We start from the raw sequence: 22,490 nt of genomic DNA, 5'->3' as shown, positions 1-22,490 counted from the left end.
GCGAAAGAGAAAGATATGAAATTAATTTTTTTACATTCTAGTGATACGCACGGCTTTATTATGCCAACAGATTATCATGATAAAACAAATTACAATGCTCCAATAGGATTAAGTCGTGTGAGTAGTGTTATTAAAGCTCAAAAAGCTAAATATGGTGCAGATCATATTGTTGTCACTGATGCAGGGGATTGCTTACAGGGTTCTGCTTTAGCAACTTATGTACATAACCAATCTACAGAAAATTATGCTGCTTTGCAGAAATTTACTGATGCATATAATAATGTTGATTATGATGCAAGAGCATTGGGAAATCATGACTTTAATTATGGATTAGATTATTTAACTTATTATATTGATAATAATAAAGCTCCAATTCTTAATGATAATATATTAGACTCTAAAACTAATACTAGTGCATTTGGTCAAGAGTATACGATTGTTGAAAAAATGGGAATAAAAGTTGGTATTTTGGGTATTACTACTCAATTTGTCCCACATTGGGAAGCAAAAGATCATATTGAAGGATTAAAATTTGTTTCTGCATACGATCAAATAAAAAAACTAGCCCCTCAATTAAAGAAAAAAGTTGATGTGTTGGCAGTTATTTATCATGGAGGCTTTGAAAGTGATCCATTAACTGGTGAGAAAACCGAACCCCATACTGGTGAAAATGAAGGTTATAAAATTTTAACTGAAATACCAGAAATAGATGTTTTTTTAACTGGGCATCAACATCGCCGATTAAATGAAGTAGTAAGTAACACAGCAATAGTTCAACCTGGCTATAGAGGAGAGGCAGTTGCTAAAGTAGTTTTAGATATTGATGAAAAAAATCATAAAATAAAAAATATAACTACATGCTTAATAGATACTAAAGATTATGATCCAGATAAAGCCGTTATTGATTGTGTTAAAACACTTGATAAGCATACTCAAAAATGGCTTGATCAGCCAATTGCTGAACTTAGTGAGCCTGCACCTATAAAAAATGCTATAAAAGGTAGAATTGAGGGTGCTCCATTTATTAATTTGATTCAACAAATGCAATTATGGTTTACCAAAGCTGATGTATCTGCAACAGCGATTATGAGTGAAAAGGCTCATGGATTCGGTACAAAAGTCACTTTACGTGATATTTTGCTAAATTATCCATATGCTAATCAATTATGTGTAGTGCAGCTTACTGGGAGGCAATTACGTGAAATCATTGAATATAGCACAAGTTTTTTGCAAAAAGATAATATTGGAAAGATTTCATTTGTAAAACGTTATATGGAACCCAAACCGATGTTATATCATTTTGATGTTTTTTATCCTGTAAAATATGAAGCAGATATTTCTAAACCCGTAGGAACAAGGCTCACAAAGTTAACTTTAAATGGCAAGCCATTAGATTCAGATAAAATATATACTTTAGCTGTTAATAATTATAGAGCTATGGGTGGTGGCTTTTATCCAGTCTATTCTCCAGATAAAATCAAATATTTGCTGGATAAAGATTATGTACAAATGTTTACAGAATTCCTAACCCATGAAAAAGTTAAAGTAGATACAAAAGCTAATTATAAATTTTATTAACAAAAAAAGCTGAGATTGATCTCGGCTTTTTTTATGATTTACTATATTTACTTTTATCTTTGTGTGAGCGAGCAGTGATAGTTGGAATAATTACAGCAAATAATAATCCAAATACTGCACCGATTATTAAAGATCTTGGCGGATCGTATTGTCTTTGGGTCAATGCGGCAGCAATAAATCCAATTATGGACATAAATATTGCTCCCCAAGCTGCTGTAACAATGTAGCGTAAGCAGTCTTCAAAAAAATTGCGCATAGATTATCCTTCTTTCTTTTCGATTGAAATTTTATCAAAAAAAGTACTAACTTACAAGCAAGACCAGTAAACTGTTGTTATACTTTAATAAAAGGGGTGAATTTAATGAATCAAATAACAGGATTACAAAATATAAGTTCATATACACTTTTACAAAGCCCGACAAAATTAGCAGATTTAGTAGATACAGCTGTTAAAGCAGGCTATAATTCTTTTGCTCTTACAGATATTAATGTTACTTATGGGCTAGTTGATTTTTATAAATTAGCTAAGGAAAAAAATTTAAAACCATTACTAGGGATGCAAATTAGGATTAATGGTTTGATAGATGCTATGAGTGTTTATGATTTAATTGTAATTGCAAAAGATAATATTGGTTATCAAAACATTTTGCGTATGTCTAGTGCAATAAACTTAAAGACAGATAATGGCACTAATGGAAAAGTAATTACGCTAACAGATTTGGATAAGTATTTAGGAAATTTATTTATTATTACACCAGCTAATATAAACAGTGAATTACATTATTTGAGTGAAAATAACGTTAATTTGGCTCCTGAATATATAAGGCAATTGCAAGAAATTGTACCTGGAACTTCAGATATTTATTTAGGAGTGTTTGCAGATAAAAAGCAAATTAATTATATTGATTTTGTTTCATCATTAAGTAAGCAATTTGGAATACCATTAACTGCTGTGGAAGATACGCAATATCTAAAGCCAATGGATCAATTCTTACGCAAAAGCTTACTTGCTATTAAAGATGGAAAGAAATTGCCAGAAATTAAAGATATAGCTCAACAAAGCGGTTCGCATTATTTAAAAAATAAAAATGAATTGCTTGCTAATTATCATGAATTAGACTTAGATGAAGCATTAAATAATGCCAGCAAAATAGCAGATACTGCTAATACTGAAATTGAATTTAAAGAACCTCAATTACCAAAATATAAGCAAAATAAATTTCCAACTTCACAGAAATATTTAGAATATTTGACAAAAGAAGGTTTAAAAAAACGATTTGCAAATAAAATTATCCCAGATATATATCGCAAAAGACTTTTATATGAATTGCAAGTAATTAATCAAATGGGATTTAATGATTATTTCTTGATTGTCTGGGATGTTATTAACTATGCACATAGGCAGAAAATAACTACTGGTCCTGGGCGTGGATCTGCGGCAGGATCAGTAGTTGCATATGCATTAAAAATTACTGAAGTTGATCCATTAAAATATGATTTGTTATTTGAACGTTTTTTAAATCCATCTCGTGCACAAATGCCAGATATAGATTTAGATATTCCTGATAATCGTCGTGATGAAGTAATTAAATATATGTTTGATAAATATGGAATGGATCATGCAGCACAAATATTAACTTTTGGAACTTTAGCTGCTAAGCAGGCTTTACGTGATTGTGCACGAATTTTTGGCTTAACTGTTTTGCAAGCAAATAAATGGACTCAGGCAGTTCCTTTTTCAAAAACTAAAATCACATTAAGACAAGCCTATAAAAATTCAAATGAACTACAAATTTTGGTTAATGCTACTGCATTAAACCAATTATTATTTAAAACTGCTGAAAAAATCGAAGGTATTCCAAGGCATTATTCTGTTCATGCAGCTGGTTTGGTTATTTCTGATAATTCAATTGCTAAAATAGTTGGTTTGCAAGCAGGACCATTAGGAATTCCTGTAACGCAACAAACAAAAACAAATGTTGAAGCTTTAGGTTTATTAAAAATTGATTTTCTTGGGCTGCGTAATTTAACTATTTTAGGAAATACTTTATCTATACTTAACAAAGAAGGAATAAAGTTCAATCCTAATAAAATACCATTAGATGATCCAGATACATTAAAATTGTTTCAAGATGGAAATACTGATGCTATTTTTCAATTTGAATCTAGTGGAATTAGAAATGTTTTAAAAAGATTACATCCAGACAAATTCGAAGATATTGTGGCGGTGAATGCACTTTATAGGCCAGGTCCGATGCAAAATATAGATACGTTTATTGCACGAAAACATGGCAAGCAAGCAGTAGTTTACCCAGATGAAAGTTTAAAGAGTATTTTAGGATCAACTTATGGAATTCTAGTTTATCAAGAACAAGTTATGCAGACAGCCCAAATATTAGCAGGATTTTCTTTAGGGGAAGCTGACTTATTACGCAGGGCAATGTCGAAAAAAAAGCAAGATATCATAGATAAACAAAGAACAAAGTTTATATCTGGAGCAGTAAAATTAGGACACACTAAAGAATTAGCACAAAAAGTTTATGATTACATTGAACAATTTGCAAATTATGGCTTTAACCGTTCACATGCAGTTGCTTATTCAATTATTGCTTTTTGGCTAGCATATTTAAAAGTGCATTATCCAGCAGCTTTTTTTACTGCCTTGATTAATTCAAATGTTGCTAATAAAACTAAGATTACTGACTATATAATTCAGGCACAAAATGCTGGAGTAAAAATATTGCATCCAGATATCAATTTAAGTCAGGCTGAATTTATATTGAACAAAGGTCAAATATTGGTAGGATTCAGGGCAATTAAAGGCTTGAGAACAGATTTTATTAAAAACATAGTTAGCTTAAAGCATCCAATAGATTCCTTTATTGAATTTTTAAGATCAATTAATTCTAAATTTCTCAATGAAGACGCAATTGTAGCATTAATTAAGGCAGGATGTTTTGATAGTATCGAAAAAAATCGTAATACGCTACTTAATAGTGTAAAAGATATGATCGAAAATATTAAATTTACAGGTTCAAATATTGGCTTATCAGAGACTTTAGGTGTTAAGGCCAAAGTAGGTAAGATGCCTGACAAATCACAAAAAGCATTGATGGAAGATCAAGCAATGGGATTTTCAATTACACAAACTCCATTATTAGCTGTTGAAAAATATGCCCAACGCTTTAAAGCACAGCCTTTAAATAGTTTTTTGATTAATCAAAAAGGAATTAGTGTCGGCAAGTTGATGAAATATAAGCCAATAAAAACTAAAAGGGGTGCAACAATGGCCTTTGCAACATTTGCAGATAGTACAAGTTCTCAAGAGGTTACTATTTTTCCACGAGTATATCTAAAAATTCAGGGATTATTAAAAGAAGGGCAAATTTATCTTCTTCAAATAAAAACTCAAAGTGATAATTATGATAATGGTAAATTACAATTATTATTAACAGATTTAAAGCAAGTAAAGATTAAAGATTAAATGATAACGCTATCATTAAAGAAAGCGTATTCTATCGATAAAATAATGAAGACTTTATACCAAAAAAATGTTACTATTTAACTGATGTGAGAAATTGCACATATTATATATTATGAGGTGAATACATGAAACGGATTGGTATTTTAACTAGTGGCGGAGATGCTCCTGGAATGAATGCCGCAATCAGAGCCGTAACCAGAACTGCAATTGCCAATGGTATTGAAGTATTTGGGATCAATTATGGTTTTGCAGGTTTAGTTGCGGGCGATATTTTTCCAATGACATCTAGCACAGTTGCTAACAAGATCAACCGTGGTGGTACATTTCTTTATTCAGCTCGCTATCCAGAGTTTGCTCAAGCAGAAGGGCAACTTAAGGGAATCGAACAATTAGAGAAATTTGGAATTGAAGCATTAGTTGTTATTGGTGGCGATGGTTCTTACCATGGTGCATTGGCTCTTACTAAACGTGGATACAATGCAGTAGGTTTGCCAGGAACAATTGATAATGATATTCCTTACACTGATTTTACGATTGGTTTCGATACAGCATGTCGTACAGCAGCTGATGCTATTGATAAGATTCGCGATACTGCAAGTAGTCATCAAAGAGTGTTCGTTGTTAACGTAATGGGCAGAAACTGTGGTGATATTGCAATGTACGCAGGACTTGCTAGTGGTGCAGATGCTATTGTAATTCCTGAAAAAGCATATGATATTAAAGAAATAGCTGCGGGATTAAAACAAGGTTTTGCCAACGGTAAGGATCATGGTATTGTTGTTGTTGCTGAAGGCGTCATGAATGCATCAGATTTTATGCATGAATTATTAAAATATGGTGATTTTGATGCGCGTGCATCTGTTATAGGACACATGCAACGTGGTGGCGAACCATCTGTAATGGATCGTATCTTAGCAAGTAAGATGAGTGAACATGCGGTAAAACTACTTCTTGATGGAAAAGGTGGTCTAGCTGTAGGAATCGAAAATAATAAGATTACATCTCATGATATTCTTGATTTGTTTGACCAAAAACATCACGGAGATTACTCATTGCTTGAGTTAAATAAGATTTTGGCAAAATAATTTGTAATGTTTTATGAATAGGAGATATTCAATAATGAAAAAGACAAAGATTGTTAGTACTTTAGGACCTGCTTCAAATGACCTTGAAACTATTGTTAAATTAGTTGAAGCTGGTGCGAATGTATTCCGTTTCAACTTTTCACATGGTGACCATGAAGAACATCTTGAACGTATGAAGATGGCTCGTGAAGCTGAAAAGAAGACTGGTAAGTTAGTTGGTATCATGCTTGATACTAAGGGTGCAGAGATTAGAACTACTTCTCAAAAAGAAGGCAAGTTTACTTTGAATACTGGTGATGAAATTAGAATTTCAATGGATGCATCACAAGAAGGTGACAAGAACAAGTTATTTGTTACTTACCCAGGTTTATATGACGATACTAACATTGGTGGTCATGTATTAATTGATGATGGTAAAGTTGATTTATTGATTACTGGTAAAGATGAAGCTAAGCATGAATTGATTACTAAAGCTCAAAATACAGGTGTTATTGGTTCTAAGAAGGGTGTTAATGCACCTGGTGTTGAAATTCGCCTTCCAGGAATCACTGAAAAAGACCGTGATGATATTACATTTGGTTTGAAGCATGGTATTAACTTTATTTCTGCTTCATTTGTACGTAAAGCACAAGATGTTCTAGATATTCGTCAATTATGTGAAGATGCAGGTCAAGATGAAGTTAAGATCTTCCCTAAGATCGAATCACAAGAAGGTATTGACAATATTGATTCAATTTTGCAAGTTTCAGATGGTTTGATGGTTGCTCGTGGTGACATGGGTGTTGAAATTCCATTTGTAAACGTACCATTTGTACAAAAGACTTTGATTAAAAAAGCAAACGCATTGGGTAAGCCAGTTATTACTGCTACTCAAATGCTTGATTCAATGCAAGAAAATCCTCGTCCAACTCGTGCAGAAGTAACTGACGTAGCTAATGCTGTTTTAGATGGAACTGATGCAACAATGTTATCAGGTGAATCAGCAAATGGTTTGTATCCAGTACAATCAGTTAAAGCTATGGCTGACATTGATATGCGTACTGAAAAGTACTTAGACAGCCGTAACACTTTAGCATTACAAAGATTTGAAGAATATAAGGGTTCAAACGTTACTGAAGCTATCGGTGAATCAGTTGTTCGTACTGCTGGTGAATTGGGTGTTAAAACAATTATTGCTGCAACTAACTCAGGTTATACTGCAAGAATGATTTCTAAATACCGTCCAGATGCAGATATCATCGCTATGACTTTTGATGAAAAAGTTCAACACTCATTAGGTATTGTATGGGGTGTACAACCTTTATTGACTGAAAAGCCTAAGTCAACTGATGATATGTTTGACAAAGCAGCAGAAGTTGCTAAAGCAAATGGCTATGTAAAAGATGGTGACCTTGTAATTATCGTTGCTGGTGTTCCAGTTGGTGAATCTGGTACTACTAACTTGATGAAATTACAATTAATTGGTTCAAAACTTGTTAAAGGTTTGGGTGTAGGTAGCCAATCTGTAATTGGTAAAGCTGTAGTTGCTGACAATGCAGAACAAGCTAATGCTAATGTTCAAGAAGGTGACATCTTAGTTGCTAAGACAACTGATAAGGATTACTTACCTGCAATCAAGAAAGCAAGTGGTTTAGTTGTTGAAACCTCAGGTTTAACTTCACATGCAGCAGTTGTTGGTTTATCATTAGGAATTCCTGTAGTTGTTGGTGCAACTGATGCTACTAATAAGATCAAGAATGGTGAAACTATTACTGTTGATGCTCGTCGTGGTGCAGTTTACCAAGGTGAAGCTACTAACTTATAATATTTAAATAGTTAGATAAAATGGTCAGCATAAGTGCTGGCTATTTTATTTTGCGTTAATTTTATTTATACTATTAAAAGATAGTTTTTTTCGAAAGGGGGGATTTTATGTTAGGACAAATAGTAAGAGGAAAAGTTATTGATAAAAATGATGATTCTTATTTTGTGCAAGTTGATGGAATAACTTATGAACTTAAAAAGAAAGAAGTAACACAGGATGAATATCCTAATATAGGAGAATTTGTCCAAGGCTTTATTTATGATGATAAACATCATAAAAGAGAAATGACTCAATTTCTACCATTTGCACAGGCTGATCAATATGGTTGGAGCAAAGTCACTCAAGTAAAAAGTGATTTAGGTGTATTTGTCGATATAGGATTGCCAGATAAAGATGTAGTAGTTTCATTAGATGATTTACCATTTGATAAAAGCAAGTGGCCACGAATAGATGACAAATTATTAGTTAACCTAGAAACTGATAACAAGGATCGAATTTGGGCAAAATTAGCAGATGAAAATGTATTTGACCAACTTGCTTCAAAATTTCCTAGAGATATAGTTAATAAAAATATTTCTGGAACGGTTTATTCTTCGAGAGATGTTGGTGCGTTTGTAATTACTAATGAATATTATTTAGGATTTATTCATCAAAGTCAGATGATGCGTCCACTTCATGTTGGTGAACAATTCAAAGGTCGTGTAATTGGAATCAGTAAATATGGTAGATTAAATTTGAGTGTATTACCTAGAAGTTTTGAAGAAATTAGTGATGATGCACAAATGATTTTGGTTAGTTTGCAGCGACAAGCTGATAAAACTCTACCTTTTAGTGATAAAAGTGATGCTTCAAATATTAAACAACATTTTGGTATTTCAAAGTCTGCTTTTAAACGTGCTCTAGGTAATTTATTAAAACAAAATTTAATTATTGAAGATAAAGAAAATAATAAAATTAGCTTAGTTGACAATAATGAAGATAAATAACCAAACAGTTTTACAATATTTACAGTATGTAAAGAATGAAAAAAATTTAAGTGAGAATACACTTATTGCTTATAAAAATGATTTAAATCAATTTGCTAAATATTTGAACGAAAATAAGATTGATAAGTGGCCAACAGAATCTGCAATTATTGATACATATTTAGAAAAGCAAAAAAATATTAATAAAAAAAGTAGTTCGATCAGTAGAATGCTTTCAGTTTTACGCAAATTTTATCGCTGGCTAAATTTGCAAAAGTTAATTGCTAAAAATCCAATGTATGAAATTGATATGCCTAAAAAGGAATATCGAATACCTATATCTTTGACTCAAAAAGAAGTAAAGCTGATTTTTGAGCAAATTGATATTACTAGTAAAATGGGTTTACGTGATAAAGCATTGATGGAATTGATATATGCTACAGGTATGCAAGTATCTGAGGTAATTAATTTAAAGTTATCAGATATACTTAATGATGTAAGGTTAATTCAAATAACTAATAAAGCTGGAAAACAGCGAGTAGTTCCTATTACAGATAATGCATTAAAAATTATTAATAGTTATAATCAACAATTACGCAGACAACTACAAAAAAAGTCAAAAAAGTCTACAGATATAGTATTTTTGAACTATTTGGGACAGCCTATGACAAGACAAGCCATTTGGCAAATAATCAAAAAGTACTGCAAGCAGTCAAAAATAAAAAAAGATGTTACACCTAATACTTTAAGGCATACATTTGCAAAAACATTATTAGAAAATGGTGCTGATTTGCGTGTAGTACAAGAAATTTTAGGACATACTAGTATTAATTCAACTCAAGTTTATACAGCTATGACACATAAACATATTAGAGAAGTTTATCAAAGGACGCATCCAAGAGCATGATGTTAAGCAGGTATAAAAAAGATAATGAAAAAATTGCAATGGGATTTTTATCTTATTTGCCAGATTTCAAAAATCTAAAAAATTTAAAAGATGAAATGAAACTTTACGAACCTGATTCTGAGTTTGTAATGTATTTATTCAAAATAACAAATTCAGATACAATTGGAGTTGTAGGTTTACAAGAAGGACAAGGATATATATTAATTCGATATATATCTTTTGCACCAGGATTTCGTTCAGAAAAATATGTAAAGAAATTACTAGAAGATATTACTAATGAATATCCTAATGACATATTGATGGCACTTCCACAATATACATATTTGTTAAAACTATTAAAGAAATGACTGAAAATTTAAAATTAGAACTACCTAACTTTGAAGGACCATTAGATTTATTACTTCATTTGATTAGGTCAAATAAAATTGATATATATGATATTCCGATTGCTGAAATAACTAAACAATATTTAGCTTACTTGGAAAAACTGAAAAAACTGAATCTCACTGTTGCAGGTGAGTATTTTGTGATGGCATCAACTTTGTTAAAATTGAAATCACAATATTTATTACCCAAAAATGATTTTTATGAAGTGCCAGAAGATGAGTTTGAGGATCCACGTCAAGAATTAGTAGGGCAATTAGTTCAATATTCTTTGTTTAAAAAAATCTCTGCATATTTTAAAAAGAGAAATGAAGAAATTCCAATTACAATGGCCAAACAACCCACCGTACCAAATAATAAAATATCACCCTTGCCAAAAGGAAATATTTCTACTGATGAATTAATTGATACATTCGCTTTAGTTATGCAACGATTTTATATGAAGCAGCCTGATGTGGCAAAAATGCAAGTGAAAAAACGAAATACTGCTGAAATAAGACAGACATTGACAGACTTATTGGCCAAAAATGAGCAAGTTAGTTTTTTTAAACTAGCTGTGTCACTTGGTGATATAGATAATATTATTAGCTTATTTTTGATAACTTTGGAATTGTGCAAAAAAGGTCTAGTTTCACTTGTACAAAATCGTGAGTATGGTGATATAGTTTTAGAAAGACTTGATAAATAAATGGCAAGAAAGATAGCACAACTAGAATCTTTATTATATGTTGCAGGTGATAGTGGGATTAGTGAACGTGATTTATCAAATTTATTAGAAATCGATAGACCAGCTGTTAGACAATTAGCCACAAAACTATCTGATAAATTAAATAAAAATATAGATTCTGGTCTTGAAATTCAAAAGTTGAATGATATATATAAATTAACTACTAATAAGACTACTGCTTCAATTATTGAAAAATATTTTCAAAAAGATTTAACAAATAAAATTAGTCAATCTGCTTTAGAGATTTTGTCAATAATTGCATATAAGCAACCAGTAACAAGAATTGAAGTTGATGATATAAGAGGAGTAAATTCTACTGGAGCACTTCAGACTTTAATTTGGAGAGATTTGGTGAAAGCTGAAGGAAAGAAAGATGTTCCTGGACATCCTAACTTATATGTGACAACTTCATATTTTTTACAATATTTTGGGTATAAAACATTAGCAGATTTACCAGAAATTAAAAGCTTTGAAGATTCACAAATAGATTTATTTGAAAGTCAAGGTATTACTGATAAACATTTACAAGGGGAAGAAAATGGCTGAGAGATTACAAAAAGTTATTGCACAATCTGGAGTTGCTTCTAGACGAAAAGCTGAAAAGTTAATTACTGAAGGACGTGTAAGTGTAAATGGTAAAATTATTGCTGAATTAGGAACTAAAGTTGAAAGTAATCAAGAAGTTGCAGTAGATGATATTCCTATTCAAAAAGAACCAATACACACTTATTTACTATATAAGCCTCGTGGAGTTATTTCGACCACACATGATGAAAAAGGGCGGAAGACTGTCTTGGACTTTTTTGAAGATAAACCATACAGACTTTATCCAGTTGGAAGATTAGACTATGATACTTCTGGATTATTATTGATAACTAATGATGGTGCATTGGCTAATAAATTAATGCATCCTAGACATGAAATACCTAAAGTATATGTTGCAAAAATAAAAGGTTTTTTGACTCCAGAAGCGATACACGCTTTAGTTCATGGAGTTATGATTGATGGTAAAAAAAGTGCTCCTGCAAAATTAAAAATATTAAAAACTAATAAAGATAAAGGAACTTCAATTGTTCAATTGACAATTCATGAAGGACATTATCATCAAGTAAAAAAAATGTTTAGTGCAGTAGGATATTTAGTTGACAAACTATCACGTGAAAAATATGCATTTTTGACATTGCAATCTTTAACTTCAGGTAAATATCGTGAATTGTCAAGACAAGAAGTTTACAAATTAAATCATTTGGTGTAAGCTTTTGATGTAGAAAAAATTAAATATGTTGTCTTCAGGGCAGGGTGAAAGTCCCGACCGGCTGTAAAGTCAGCGACCCGCAGTAGCGGTTGAATCTGTAATGGTACCGATAGTTAAAGTCTAGATGAAAGAAGGCAGTCTTTTAAAACGATAATCAAACTTTTAAAAGTCTGTTGCTGAAGCAACAGACTTTTATTTATTCAAGAAAGGGCTTTTATTATGAATAAAAAAGTTGGATTATCTTTTAAAAATGCTGTTGCTTGGACAATGATAGGAGTAATTGCATTTGTTGTGATGAGATTAGAATTTCCTTTAATTCCATTATTTCCTTTTTTAAAAATGGATTTTTCTGATGTTATTGTCGCAATTGGTACTTTTGTATTTGGTCCATTAGCTGGCATTATAATTGCTCTGATTCGTAGCTTATTGAGTTTTATAATTAGTGGAGCAAATCCAATTTCATTAATAAGTCAGACTGCTGCATTTTTGGCAACAGTTGCATTTATAATGCCAATTTATTACACAACTAAAAAATACACAAATAGTTTATCAAAGAAGATTATGGGAGCAATCTTAGCAATATTGTCATTAGTTGTAATTATGATAATTGCTAATTTATGGTTTTTAATGCCAATTTATAGTGCCTTGGCTAATTTTAAATTTCCAGCATCATATATTTTGTGGGGTGTGATTCCTTTTAATTTAATTAAAGGATTAATCAATAGCATAGTTATATTTATTGTATATAAGAGTGTGATTCCTCCATTAAAAAAATTTGTAGAAAAAAGATTTTAATAATTGAACCTAGTTTAGACTAGGTTTATTTTTTGCCACAAAATCATGTGTAATTATGCTAAAATGAAACAATGAATATGAGGAGGAGTTGAAATGGATAATTCACCACAAAATAAAGGTCCATATAAGCATTATAAACGACCCAATGAGTCAAGAGTTAAAGAGTATAAGAAACCTACTAGATGGGGCATCATTGTACTTATTTTAGTTATTATTGTAATTGCACTAGTGCCTATAGTGCATACAATTGCTTCAAAAAATGCAAATCAAGAACAAGCAAAAACTAGTACAACTGTTTCAACAAGCGCAGGTAATGCATTACCTTATAAGAAAAAGTCAAGTTCAAAGCCAACAACTAAAAGTAGCATTTCTTCACAAAAACCAGTGGTTAATCAAAAAAATGAAAAAAAACCAGCCAATAATGTCAATAAAGCAAATACATATACTGTTAAGGCAGGAGATTCTTTATCAACTATAGCCGCTCAAAATAATATGACTGTTGAACAACTAATGCAACTAAATGGGATTTCAGATCCTAAAAGTTTAGCTGCTGGTCAAGTTATCAAATTAAAATAATAAATTGAAAGGAAATAAAAGAGACTTATGTCTCTTTTTTATTGTTAATCATGCAAATAGCAATTGATGGACCAGCATCAGCTGGAAAAAGTACTGTAGCAAAAATTTTAGCTAAAAAATTATCATATGTTTATATAGACACTGGTGCAATGTATCGAGCATGCACATTGATAGCACGTCAGCACCATATTAATTATGAGGATCAAGGAAAAATTCTAAAACAAGTCAAGCAAGCTAACATTGAATTCAAGATTGTTGGTGGTGATCAAAAAGTCTTTATTAATGGTAAAGATGTATCACTAGAAATAAGAACCCCTGATATTACCTCAAATGTATCACAAGTTTCTGCACTACCTAAAATAAGAACTGCTATGGTTGAATTGCAAAGAAAAATGGCAGGTAAAAATAATGTAATTATGGATGGAAGAGATATTGGTACAGTAGTATTGCCAAATGCACAAGTAAAAATTTTTTTGGTTGCAAGTGTACATTCAAGAGCTATAAGAAGGTATCACGATTATGAAGAAAAAGGGATACACCAAGACTTATCAGAAATTGAATCAGATATTGCTAAACGTGATTATAAAGATTCCCATCGCATAAATTCACCATTAAAAAAAGCTAGTGATGCAGTTGAATTGGATACAACAAATATGACTGTTGACCAAGTTGTAGACGCAATTCAAAAAATTGTTTTAAAAAAATCAAGAAATTAGACCTAAAAGGTAGAAAAATCTTTTACTTTCCTTTAAAATGGAACTTGATATTGGAGGTATATATGTCAGATAATAGTAATCAATTTTTAAATGCTTTAAAGGAAATGCAGGGAGTTGAAGTTGGCAACATCGTTAACGTTGAAGTCTTAGATGTTGAAGACGGTCAAATCACTGTAGGTGTCCAAAATGCCGGTGTAGAAGGCGTAATTACTCGCAGAGAATTTACAACTGATCGTAACGCAGATTTACGCGAATTAGTAAAACCAGGCGACACATTTAAAGCTTTAGTTTTAAGAAGAGCTGGTGGCGATAAAGAAAATGGTGAATTCTTCTTATCAGTTACTCGCTTGAAGGAAAGAGAAGCTTATGACAAGCTTCAAAAAGACTTCGAAGAAGGCAAGGCAATCGAAGGTACAGTTACAAGTTCTGTACGTGGCGGTTTATTAGTAGATGTTGGTACAAGAGGATTTTTACCTGCTTCATTAATTTCAAATCATTATGTTTCAGATTTGAAACCATATATTGGTAAACAAATTAAAGTTAAGATTACAGAAATTGATCCTAATAAGAATCGTTTGATCTTATCACATAAAGAATTAATTGAAGAAGAACGTGAAGAAGCTTTTGAAAGCGTAGCATCACAACTTGTTGTTGGTGACATTGTTGAAGGTACTGTTTCTCGTTTAACTAACTTTGGTGCATTTATTGATGTTGGTGGTGTTGATGGATTAGTTCATATTTCAGAAATTTCATATAAGCACATTGATAAACCAAGTGATGTTTTAAAAGTTGGCGAAACTGTGAAAGTTAAAGTAATCGGCATTGACGATGAAAGACATCGCATCTCCCTATCTATCAAACAAACTGAATTATCACCATTTGAACAAGCTACTTCTGAATTGAATCCTGGTGATGTTATTGAAGGTGAAGTTAAATCATTAACTACTTTTGGTGCATTTGTTGAAATTGCAAATGGAATTCAAGGATTAGTACACGTTTCAGAAATTGCTAATAAGCACATCGATAAACCAAGTGATGTTTTAAAGGTTGGCGAAAAGGTTAAGGTTAAAATTTTGAGTATTGATCCTGATGATAGAAGAATCTCTCTTTCAATTAAGCAAGCACAACCTTCATCAAATGAATCTGGACACCAACGTCGTCAATCACGTCGTGATAATGTATCAAATCAATACATGAACGATAATGATAATGGATTTGCACTTGGTGATATTATTGGTGATCAACTTAAAGACCGCAAATAAGTCATATTAAGGTTATAAAAGAGTCGACTTTAGTCGGCTTTTTTTATATTTTTCAAGGAGGGTGAATTTATATGGCAATTCCTACTGTTGCGATTGTGGGACAACCTAATGTTGGTAAATCAACGCTATTTAACCGAATTATTAATAAAAGGTTAGCAATTGTTGAAGATAAGCCTGGAGTTACTAGAGATAGAAATTACGCTAAAGCACAATGGTTAGGACATGAATTTAATGTTATTGATACTGGTGGAATCACTTGGGAAGGCGGAAAAATAGAAGAAGAAATCCGTGCCCAAGCAGATATCGCAATTACTCAAGCAGATGTTATTGTGTTTGTTGTTAGTGCAGTTCAGCATATAACAGATTTAGACGAAAGAATTGCAAAGTTATTATATAGAAGTGATAAACCAGTTATTCTTGCGGCAAATAAAGCTGATAATCCTGAACAACGAGCAGATATTTATGATTTTTATAGTTTAGGATTAGGAACCCCAATTCCAATTTCAAGCAGTCATGGTACTGGAATAGGTGATTTACTTGATGAAATAGTTTCTGATTTTCCAGCAGAAAGTGATACAAAGGAAAAAGATGTTATTTCATTTAGTGTTATTGGACGTCCTAATGTTGGAAAATCGTCCATCATCAATAGTTTATTAGGTGAAGATCGAGTAATTGTAGCTAACGAAGAAGGAACTACTAGAGATGCAATCGATACTCCATTTGTTGATGAAGATGGGACTAAATTTAAATTAATTGATACAGCTGGTATTAGAAAACGTGGTAAAGTATACGAAAAAACTGAAAAATATTCTGTTTTAAGAGCTTTGAGTGCGGTTGATCGATCAGATGTAGTTCTATTAGTATTAGATGCAAGTACTGGTATTAGAGAACAAGATAAGCATGTTGCAGGTTATGCCCACGACGCTGGTAGAGGCATAATTATCGTAGTTAATAAATGGGATGTTCCTAAAAAGACAAGTAATTCTGCTAAAGACTTTACTGCAGTAATTAGAGAAGAGTTTCAGTATCTTGATTATGCACCAATAATTTTTGTATCCGCAAAAACTCATCAAAATTTGGTAGAAATACCTAAATTAGTAAAAAAAGTATATAAAAATCAAAATCAACGAATTCAATCTAGTGTTTTAAATGAAATGCTTCTTGATGCATCTAAATTAGTTCCATCGCCTTTAATTAAAGGTAAAAGATTGAGAGTGTATTATATGACACAAGTAAGTACTAATCCTCCTACCTTTGTAGTATTTGTCAATGACCCCGAACTAATGCATTTTTCATATCAAAGGTTTTTAATTAATCAATTAAGATCAAATTTTGATTTTGAAGGTACACCAATAAAAATTTTACCTAGAAAACGAAAATAATAATAAAAAAGTCCACTTTTTTTAGAAAAAACCTTGTCGTAATGGGGTTTTTGTGCTATTTTTTAATTCAGGGAACAATGATTGATCTTTGATCATTATTTCTTCTTTCTTTTTTAAAGGAGTAAGGCTTTGAACTTTCGGGTTCAAAATCAGGAGGTGAAAATACTATGGCAAATAAAGCAGAATTAGTTTCAGAAGTTGCTTCAAAAACAGATTTAAATAAAAAAGAATCTGCAGAAGCAGTTGATGCAATCTTTAGCTCAATCCAAGAAAATCTTGCTAAGGGCGATAAGGTTCAATTAATCGGCTTTGGTACTTTTGAAGTACGTGATCGTGCTGCTCGTAAAGGACGTAACCCACAAACTGGTGCAGAAATCCAAATCCCAGCAAGCAAGGTACCTGCATTTAAACCAGGTAAAGCCCTTAAGGATGCTGTTAAATAATAGCTTCTTAGTTTTAAAAAAGACATCAGACTTTGAACTGATGTCTTTTTTTGATATTGTTTTAACTGAAAGAAGGGGTATTAGAATGAATTATTCTGATCAATTATTAGATACCATTGAAAGACACGATTTTTCTCAAAATCAAGAATTATTAAATAAAGCTTTGGATCATGATCAGCCTGAAATATTAGCTTCTTTGGCAGACAATTTAACTGATATGGGCTTTACAGATTTAGCCAAGCAAGTTTATAGATACTTAATAGCTCAATTTCCTAAGGAAGATTTATTTAAAGTATATCTGGCTGAAATCTTATTGAATGATGGTAATGATGATGATGGATTGACTTTATTATATGATATTAAGCCAAGTAGTGATGCATATGTTGAAAGTTTGCTTACCCAAGCTGATTATTACCAGACAAATGGATTAATTGAAACCGCTAAAAACAAATTAACTCAAGCACTTAAATTAGCACCACAAGAAGATGCAATTAAATTTGGCTTGGCTGAACTTGACTATTTGAGTGGAAACTATAATGGTGCACTTGCATTATATCAAGATTTACTTAACCGTCAAAAAACTTTTGGCGAAGTAAATTTGTATGAAAGACTTTTAACTACTTTAGCTAAGTTAGGTCAATATGAACAAGCAAGTCAAATAATTAAAGAACATGAATCTGCATTACTTGATATTGATGCACAATATCAAGCTGGATTAATCTTATATGCTGTAAAAGATTACACTGGTGCAATTAAATTTTTAAAAGAAGTATTAGATCAAAGTCCAGATTACGTAAATGCCTATACAGTATTAGCACAAGCTTATCAGCAAGATAATGATCCTGAAAATGCATTAGATATCGCACAGACAGGCTTATTATATAATCAATATGATGAGACCTTATATTCAATTGGAGCTTTACAAGCAACCAAAGTTGATCGATTAGATACGGCTCAGGAATTACTTGCTAAAGGATTAGAGATCAACCCAGATAATGGTAATTTGCGATTGCAATTATCGAATTTGTATATTCATGAACATCAGTATCAAAAAAATATCAATTTATTTAAAAATGTCGATGATGATAACTTAGAACCGCAAGATCATTGGAATTTAGCAATTTCATATCAAGGCTTGGAGCAATATGATAAAGCACGTAGTGAATATTTACTTGCTTATCCAGCTTTTCAAAATAATCCCGAATTTATCCATCAAATGATTGAGCTTTTCCAAACTATTGGTGAAAATACAACTTTAAAAGAACTTGTAAAGCACTATTTGAAATTAGTTCCAGACGATTATCAAGTGCAAGAATTATTAGAGCAACTAGAAGAAAAATAATGATATGAAGTCGAACAATTTGTTCGACTTTTTTTGACAGTTTTTTTTAAATGATGTTATTTTTTGTGATAAAAATAGTAAAATAAAACAAGATAAATCAATTCAAAATAGGTGTAGATATGAAAAAGTTATTCGGACTAATTTACATGTCTTCTTACAAAATACAATTAGACATTGTTAATTTAAAAAATTTAAATGTTGTTGAAAAGTTAGATTCTCCATCTTTTATTCAATCTGATAGCAAATTTGCTGTTTATGAAGAATCTCTTACTAAAATATGTTCTGCTTTAGATGGATTTAAGATCAAGCTAGCAGAATACAAAATAAAAAATTATAAGTTTTATGCAAATAGGCAATTGTTAGATTCAGATTTAGCTAGATTCGTAGAAGACCAGATAAAAGTTAGAACTGGCTTTAAATTAACCTGGCTAAATAGTAGTCAGGTTATTTATAACAAAGTTTTAGCTGGGATGTTTAGTTTAAATAAACATAAACAAATAATTGAAAATTCATATACTTATCTTTTAAGTTTAGGATCAGCTATGATGAATTTATCATTATTTAATAAGGGTAAATTCATGTGGACTTGGTCATTTGCATTAGGACCTAAAGAATTACAAGAAATAAATAAGTTAACTAGTGAAACTGCAGGTAATTCTGTTGATGTTATGTCAGATTATATTGGTGCAAAATTACAGTATTTAAAAAGACAATTTGTAAAATCTGACCACGCGACACTTATTATTCAACATGCTCCTGCATTGAATAATCGTTTTGAGGCAAGTGATGATAAGCCTGTTCAAATAACTAAAAAGCAATTTTATGATTTTTTTAAACAAGCTTTAAATATGTCAAATGATTTTTTTGTAGATGAACTTCATGTAGAACAATCAGAATTAGCACATGTACTGCCAAATATAGTATTCATCAAGCAAATGTTACAATTACTTGATCCCAATGAAATTCATTTAACTAACCGATCAGTAATTACAGGATTATTAGTGCAAGAAAAGTTTCAAACTAAAGGACAAAAGGCAAATTTTGATCAAGTTGTTATGACATCTGTTCAAAATATGGCTCGTAGATATTTAGTTGATTTAAAACATGCTAATGCAGTTAAAGATTTTGCCTTACATATATTTGATCGAATGAAAAGGTTGAATTTATTAAATATTGCAGATCGTAAATTATTAGAAGTTACTTCGGTAGTTAATGAAGTTGGAAATTTCATCAGTCCTGATAATCAATATAAGCACTCCTCATATATTTTAGATGCTAAAAAAATAATTGGATTATCTGATCAAGAAAATGAGATGATTGCCCAAATATCGGGTTATAATCTAGATGATGATATGCAAAGTCAGTTGAGTCACTATAATCCTGAAATGCAATTAAATATTGCAAAAATAGCCTCAATTTTAAGACTTTCAGAAGCTTTAGATGCATCACATAAGCAAAAAATCAAGCAAATTGTTGTTTCGATTAAAGAAAATATAATGGTAGTAAAAGCATTTACCAACGGTGATATTACATTAGAGAGGTGGGCATTCAAACAAAATATACGATTATTTGAAAAAGTATTTGGTATGAAGGTAAAGTTTGTACAAAAAAGAGGTAAAATTAATGAGTAAGCAACTTAAAGAATTCAAAAAAACAGACTATTTTATGAATCGTGAATTGAGTTGGATGGAATTTAATGATCGTGTATTGCAAGAAGCAAGAAGTACTGATAATCCATTACTTGAAAGAATTAATTTTTTAGGAATAACACAAAGTAATGTAGATGAATTTTTTATGGTGCGCGTTGCATCTTTGCATAAATTAGTTGCTGCTCATATTACCTCAACAGATGCTTCTGGAATGACACCTGAAAAGCAATTAAAAGCAATTAATAAAAAAGAACATAAGGCTGTGGAAAAGCGCTATTCTACTTATACCAGATCATTAATGCCTTTACTTGAAAAAAATAATATTCTTATTTTAGGGATTAGAGATTTATCACAAGATCAGCAAGATTTTGTTAGACGTTATTTCAATGACGAATTATTTCCAGTGTTAACTCCAATGGCTGATGATACTGTTAGACCATTTCCATTTATTTCAAATGATTCATTGAATCTTGCGATTAGACTAAAAGATATTGAAAAAGGTGATCATGAATATGCAACAGTCCGTGTACCAAATGTGTTTAATCGTTTAGTAAAATTACCTGGAGTAGATAATGGATTCATTTTACTTGAAAATATTATCAAAGAATATATTGGTAATTTATTTGATGGATATAAAGTTGATGAGGTTTCAACATTTAGAGTAACTCGTGATATGGATTTGGATGTTTCAGAAAAAGATGCATCAGATTTTTTAAAGAGTGTACAAAAGCAGCTGAAAGATCGAGAACATGGACATGTTGTAAGGCTAGAAGTTGAAAGCAATATTAGTGATAAGTTGTTAAAGCATTTAGTAAAAAACTTAAATGTTGAAAAAGAAGCTATTTATTTAATTAGTGGTCCAATTGATTTAACATTTTTGAAAAAAATACCTGGGTATGTTTCTGGACATAATGATTTGCGCTATCAACCATTTAAAGGTTATCTTGATCCAGCTTTAGAAATTGATAGTGATATTTTTAGTGCAATCAGAAAAAAAGATTATTTAGTTCATCATCCTTATGATACATTTAACGCAGTACTAAACTTTATTAAAAAAGCTTCTATTGATCCAAAAGTTTTAGCAATAAAAATGACTTTATATCGAGTTTCTGGTAACTCTCCAATTATTAAATATTTGGGGAATGCTGCACAAGATGGAAAACAAGTTACTGTTTTAGTTGAAGTTAAAGCAAGATTTGATGAAGAAAATAATGTTCACTGGGCAAAGACTCTAGAGCAGATGGGTTGTCATGTAATTTATGGATTAAAAGGGTTAAAGACCCATACTAAATTAACTATGGTCATCAGACGTGATGAAGATGGAATTAGACGTTACTTGCATATGGGAACGGGTAATTATAACGACGTGACAGCGCATTTTTATACAGATATGGGCTTATTTACATGCGATCGAGATATGGGATTAGATGTGACTAATATCTTTAATATGCTCTCTGGATATTCTAAACCACCATTTTTCAGAAAGTTAAGAATTTCACCTAAATATATTCGTGAATTTATTAATCAAAAATTGGATCAAGAAATTGCTATTGCAAAAACAGGTCGCCACGCTGAAACTCATATGAAGATGAATTCACTGTCTGATCCTGATATTATTGCAAAATTATATGAAGCATCAAAAGCTGGAGTAATAATCCATTTATTAGTTCGTGGTATTTGCTGTTTGAGAACTGATCTACCAGGCATTAGTGATAATATTACAGTGCATTCAATAGTAGGAAGATTTTTGGAACACAGTAGAATTTATTACTTTTATAATGATGGAAGTAGTGAAATATATTTAGCCAGTGCAGATATGATGAAACGCAACTTGGATAGAAGAGTTGAAACATTATTCCCAATTGAACAAGAAGATTTAAAAGACAGAACAATTAAAATTTTTGATAAATTGTGGCAAGATAATATTAAGACTAGAATATTAAACAATGATATTTATAGTTTTATAGATAGACGAGGCAAAGAACCATTTAATGCACAAAAATATTTTGTTGAAGAAACTGAAACTAAGCAAAAGCAGCTTAGAGAGTTTCATAACCAAAAGTTAGAATTGGATAAAGAAACATTTACTCCAATGAAAAAGCATGATGATGATCTTAATTTAGATGAAGAATAGGC

At 31.2% G+C, this 22,490-nt stretch carries 20 protein-coding genes and 1 riboswitch; of the genes, 19 read left to right on the top strand and 1 reads right to left on the bottom strand.

All coding sequences use genetic code 11. The features are described from left to right. Positions 1–15 precede the first annotated feature (15 nt). A complete protein-coding gene (locus AC38BG_RS05905) occupies positions 16–1,578 on the top strand; it encodes a bifunctional metallophosphatase/5'-nucleotidase (RefSeq protein WP_489936939.1) in 1,563 nt (520 codons plus the stop codon). Positions 1,579–1,609: 31 nt separating this feature from the next. Here AC38BG_RS05905 and AC38BG_RS05900 read toward each other — a convergent pair whose 3' ends face one another. Then, a complete protein-coding gene (locus AC38BG_RS05900) occupies positions 1,610–1,834 on the bottom strand; it encodes a YjzD family protein (protein WP_489936938.1) in 225 nt (74 codons plus the stop codon). A 105-nt stretch (positions 1,835–1,939) separates the two neighbouring features. Here AC38BG_RS05900 and AC38BG_RS05895 point away from each other — a divergent pair, with 105 nt between their 5' ends. From AC38BG_RS05895 to AC38BG_RS05810, 18 genes are all read left to right on the top strand, one after another. After that, positions 1,940–5,062, top strand: coding sequence for a DNA polymerase III subunit alpha (locus AC38BG_RS05895; protein WP_489936937.1), 3,123 nt, complete (start codon positions 1,940–1,942; stop codon positions 5,060–5,062). Positions 5,063–5,187: 125 nt separating this feature from the next. Then, on the top strand, positions 5,188–6,147 hold the full coding sequence (gene pfkA, locus AC38BG_RS05890; RefSeq protein WP_489936936.1) for a 6-phosphofructokinase: 960 nt from the start codon (positions 5,188–5,190) through the stop codon (positions 6,145–6,147). A gap of 34 nt (positions 6,148–6,181) precedes the next feature. Continuing rightward, complete coding sequence (pyk, locus tag AC38BG_RS05885) at positions 6,182–7,951, top strand: pyruvate kinase (RefSeq protein WP_489936935.1); 1,770 nt, start codon at positions 6,182–6,184, stop codon at positions 7,949–7,951. A gap of 107 nt (positions 7,952–8,058) precedes the next feature. Beyond that, positions 8,059–8,937 (top strand): CvfB family protein, encoded by an 879-nt coding sequence (locus AC38BG_RS05880; RefSeq protein ID WP_489936934.1) that lies wholly within the window; start codon positions 8,059–8,061, stop codon positions 8,935–8,937. Further along, complete coding sequence (gene xerD / locus AC38BG_RS05875; protein WP_489936933.1) at positions 8,924–9,823, top strand: site-specific tyrosine recombinase XerD; 900 nt, start codon at positions 8,924–8,926, stop codon at positions 9,821–9,823. Before AC38BG_RS05880 ends, xerD begins: the two co-directional genes overlap by 14 nt. Continuing rightward, entirely contained in the window at positions 9,820–10,170 is a 351-nt protein-coding gene (locus AC38BG_RS05870; protein WP_489936932.1) for a reductase, read from the top strand. The genes xerD and AC38BG_RS05870 overlap by 4 nt, the downstream gene beginning before the upstream one ends. Then, positions 10,167–10,895 (top strand): segregation and condensation protein A, encoded by a 729-nt coding sequence (locus tag AC38BG_RS05865; RefSeq protein ID WP_489936931.1) that lies wholly within the window; start codon positions 10,167–10,169, stop codon positions 10,893–10,895. Before AC38BG_RS05870 ends, AC38BG_RS05865 begins: the two co-directional genes overlap by 4 nt. Then, positions 10,896–11,480 carry an SMC-Scp complex subunit ScpB gene (scpB, locus tag AC38BG_RS05860; RefSeq protein ID WP_489936930.1) on the top strand — a complete coding sequence of 195 codons (585 nt, stop codon included), beginning with the start codon at positions 10,896–10,898 and terminating at the stop codon, positions 11,478–11,480. Beyond that, the gene (locus AC38BG_RS05855; RefSeq protein ID WP_489936929.1) at positions 11,473–12,189 is read left to right on the top strand and encodes a pseudouridine synthase; all 717 of its coding nucleotides are present in this window, start codon (positions 11,473–11,475) and stop codon (positions 12,187–12,189) included. The genes scpB and AC38BG_RS05855 overlap by 8 nt, the downstream gene beginning before the upstream one ends. Before the next feature lie 26 nt (positions 12,190–12,215). Further along, a riboswitch (FMN riboswitch) is annotated at positions 12,216–12,329 on the top strand. A 79-nt stretch (positions 12,330–12,408) separates the two neighbouring features. After that, positions 12,409–12,984, top strand: coding sequence for an ECF transporter S component (locus AC38BG_RS05850; RefSeq protein ID WP_489936928.1), 576 nt, complete (start codon positions 12,409–12,411; stop codon positions 12,982–12,984). 93 nt (positions 12,985–13,077) lie between these two features. Next, the gene (locus AC38BG_RS05845) at positions 13,078–13,560 is read left to right on the top strand and encodes a LysM peptidoglycan-binding domain-containing protein (protein ID WP_489936927.1); all 483 of its coding nucleotides are present in this window, start codon (positions 13,078–13,080) and stop codon (positions 13,558–13,560) included. A gap of 50 nt (positions 13,561–13,610) precedes the next feature. Beyond that, entirely contained in the window at positions 13,611–14,276 is a 666-nt protein-coding gene (gene cmk, locus AC38BG_RS05840; protein WP_489936926.1) for a (d)CMP kinase, read from the top strand. Positions 14,277–14,338: 62 nt separating this feature from the next. Beyond that, positions 14,339–15,538 carry a 30S ribosomal protein S1 gene (rpsA, locus tag AC38BG_RS05835; RefSeq protein ID WP_489936925.1) on the top strand — a complete coding sequence of 400 codons (1,200 nt, stop codon included), beginning with the start codon at positions 14,339–14,341 and terminating at the stop codon, positions 15,536–15,538. 71 nt (positions 15,539–15,609) lie between these two features. Continuing rightward, the gene (der, locus tag AC38BG_RS05830) at positions 15,610–16,920 is read left to right on the top strand and encodes a ribosome biogenesis GTPase Der (RefSeq protein WP_489936924.1); all 1,311 of its coding nucleotides are present in this window, start codon (positions 15,610–15,612) and stop codon (positions 16,918–16,920) included. Between the two features lie 167 nt (positions 16,921–17,087). Further along, positions 17,088–17,363: an HU family DNA-binding protein gene (locus tag AC38BG_RS05825; RefSeq protein WP_489936923.1), complete on the top strand. Its 276-nt coding sequence runs from the start codon at positions 17,088–17,090 to the stop codon at positions 17,361–17,363. Positions 17,364–17,448: 85 nt separating this feature from the next. After that, positions 17,449–18,705 (top strand): tetratricopeptide repeat protein, encoded by a 1,257-nt coding sequence (locus AC38BG_RS05820; protein ID WP_489936922.1) that lies wholly within the window; start codon positions 17,449–17,451, stop codon positions 18,703–18,705. A 119-nt stretch (positions 18,706–18,824) separates the two neighbouring features. Next, positions 18,825–20,336, top strand: a complete 1,512-nt coding sequence (locus AC38BG_RS05815; protein WP_489936921.1) for an exopolyphosphatase — start codon at positions 18,825–18,827, stop codon at positions 20,334–20,336. Beyond that, the gene (locus AC38BG_RS05810; RefSeq protein ID WP_489936920.1) at positions 20,329–22,488 is read left to right on the top strand and encodes an RNA degradosome polyphosphate kinase; all 2,160 of its coding nucleotides are present in this window, start codon (positions 20,329–20,331) and stop codon (positions 22,486–22,488) included. Before AC38BG_RS05815 ends, AC38BG_RS05810 begins: the two co-directional genes overlap by 8 nt. Positions 22,489–22,490 lie beyond the last annotated feature (2 nt).

This window comes from Lactobacillus sp. M44 (assembly GCF_058130005.1).
The sequence above is the reverse complement of the archived record's forward strand: the minus strand, read 5'-3'. Positions and strand labels throughout refer to the sequence as shown.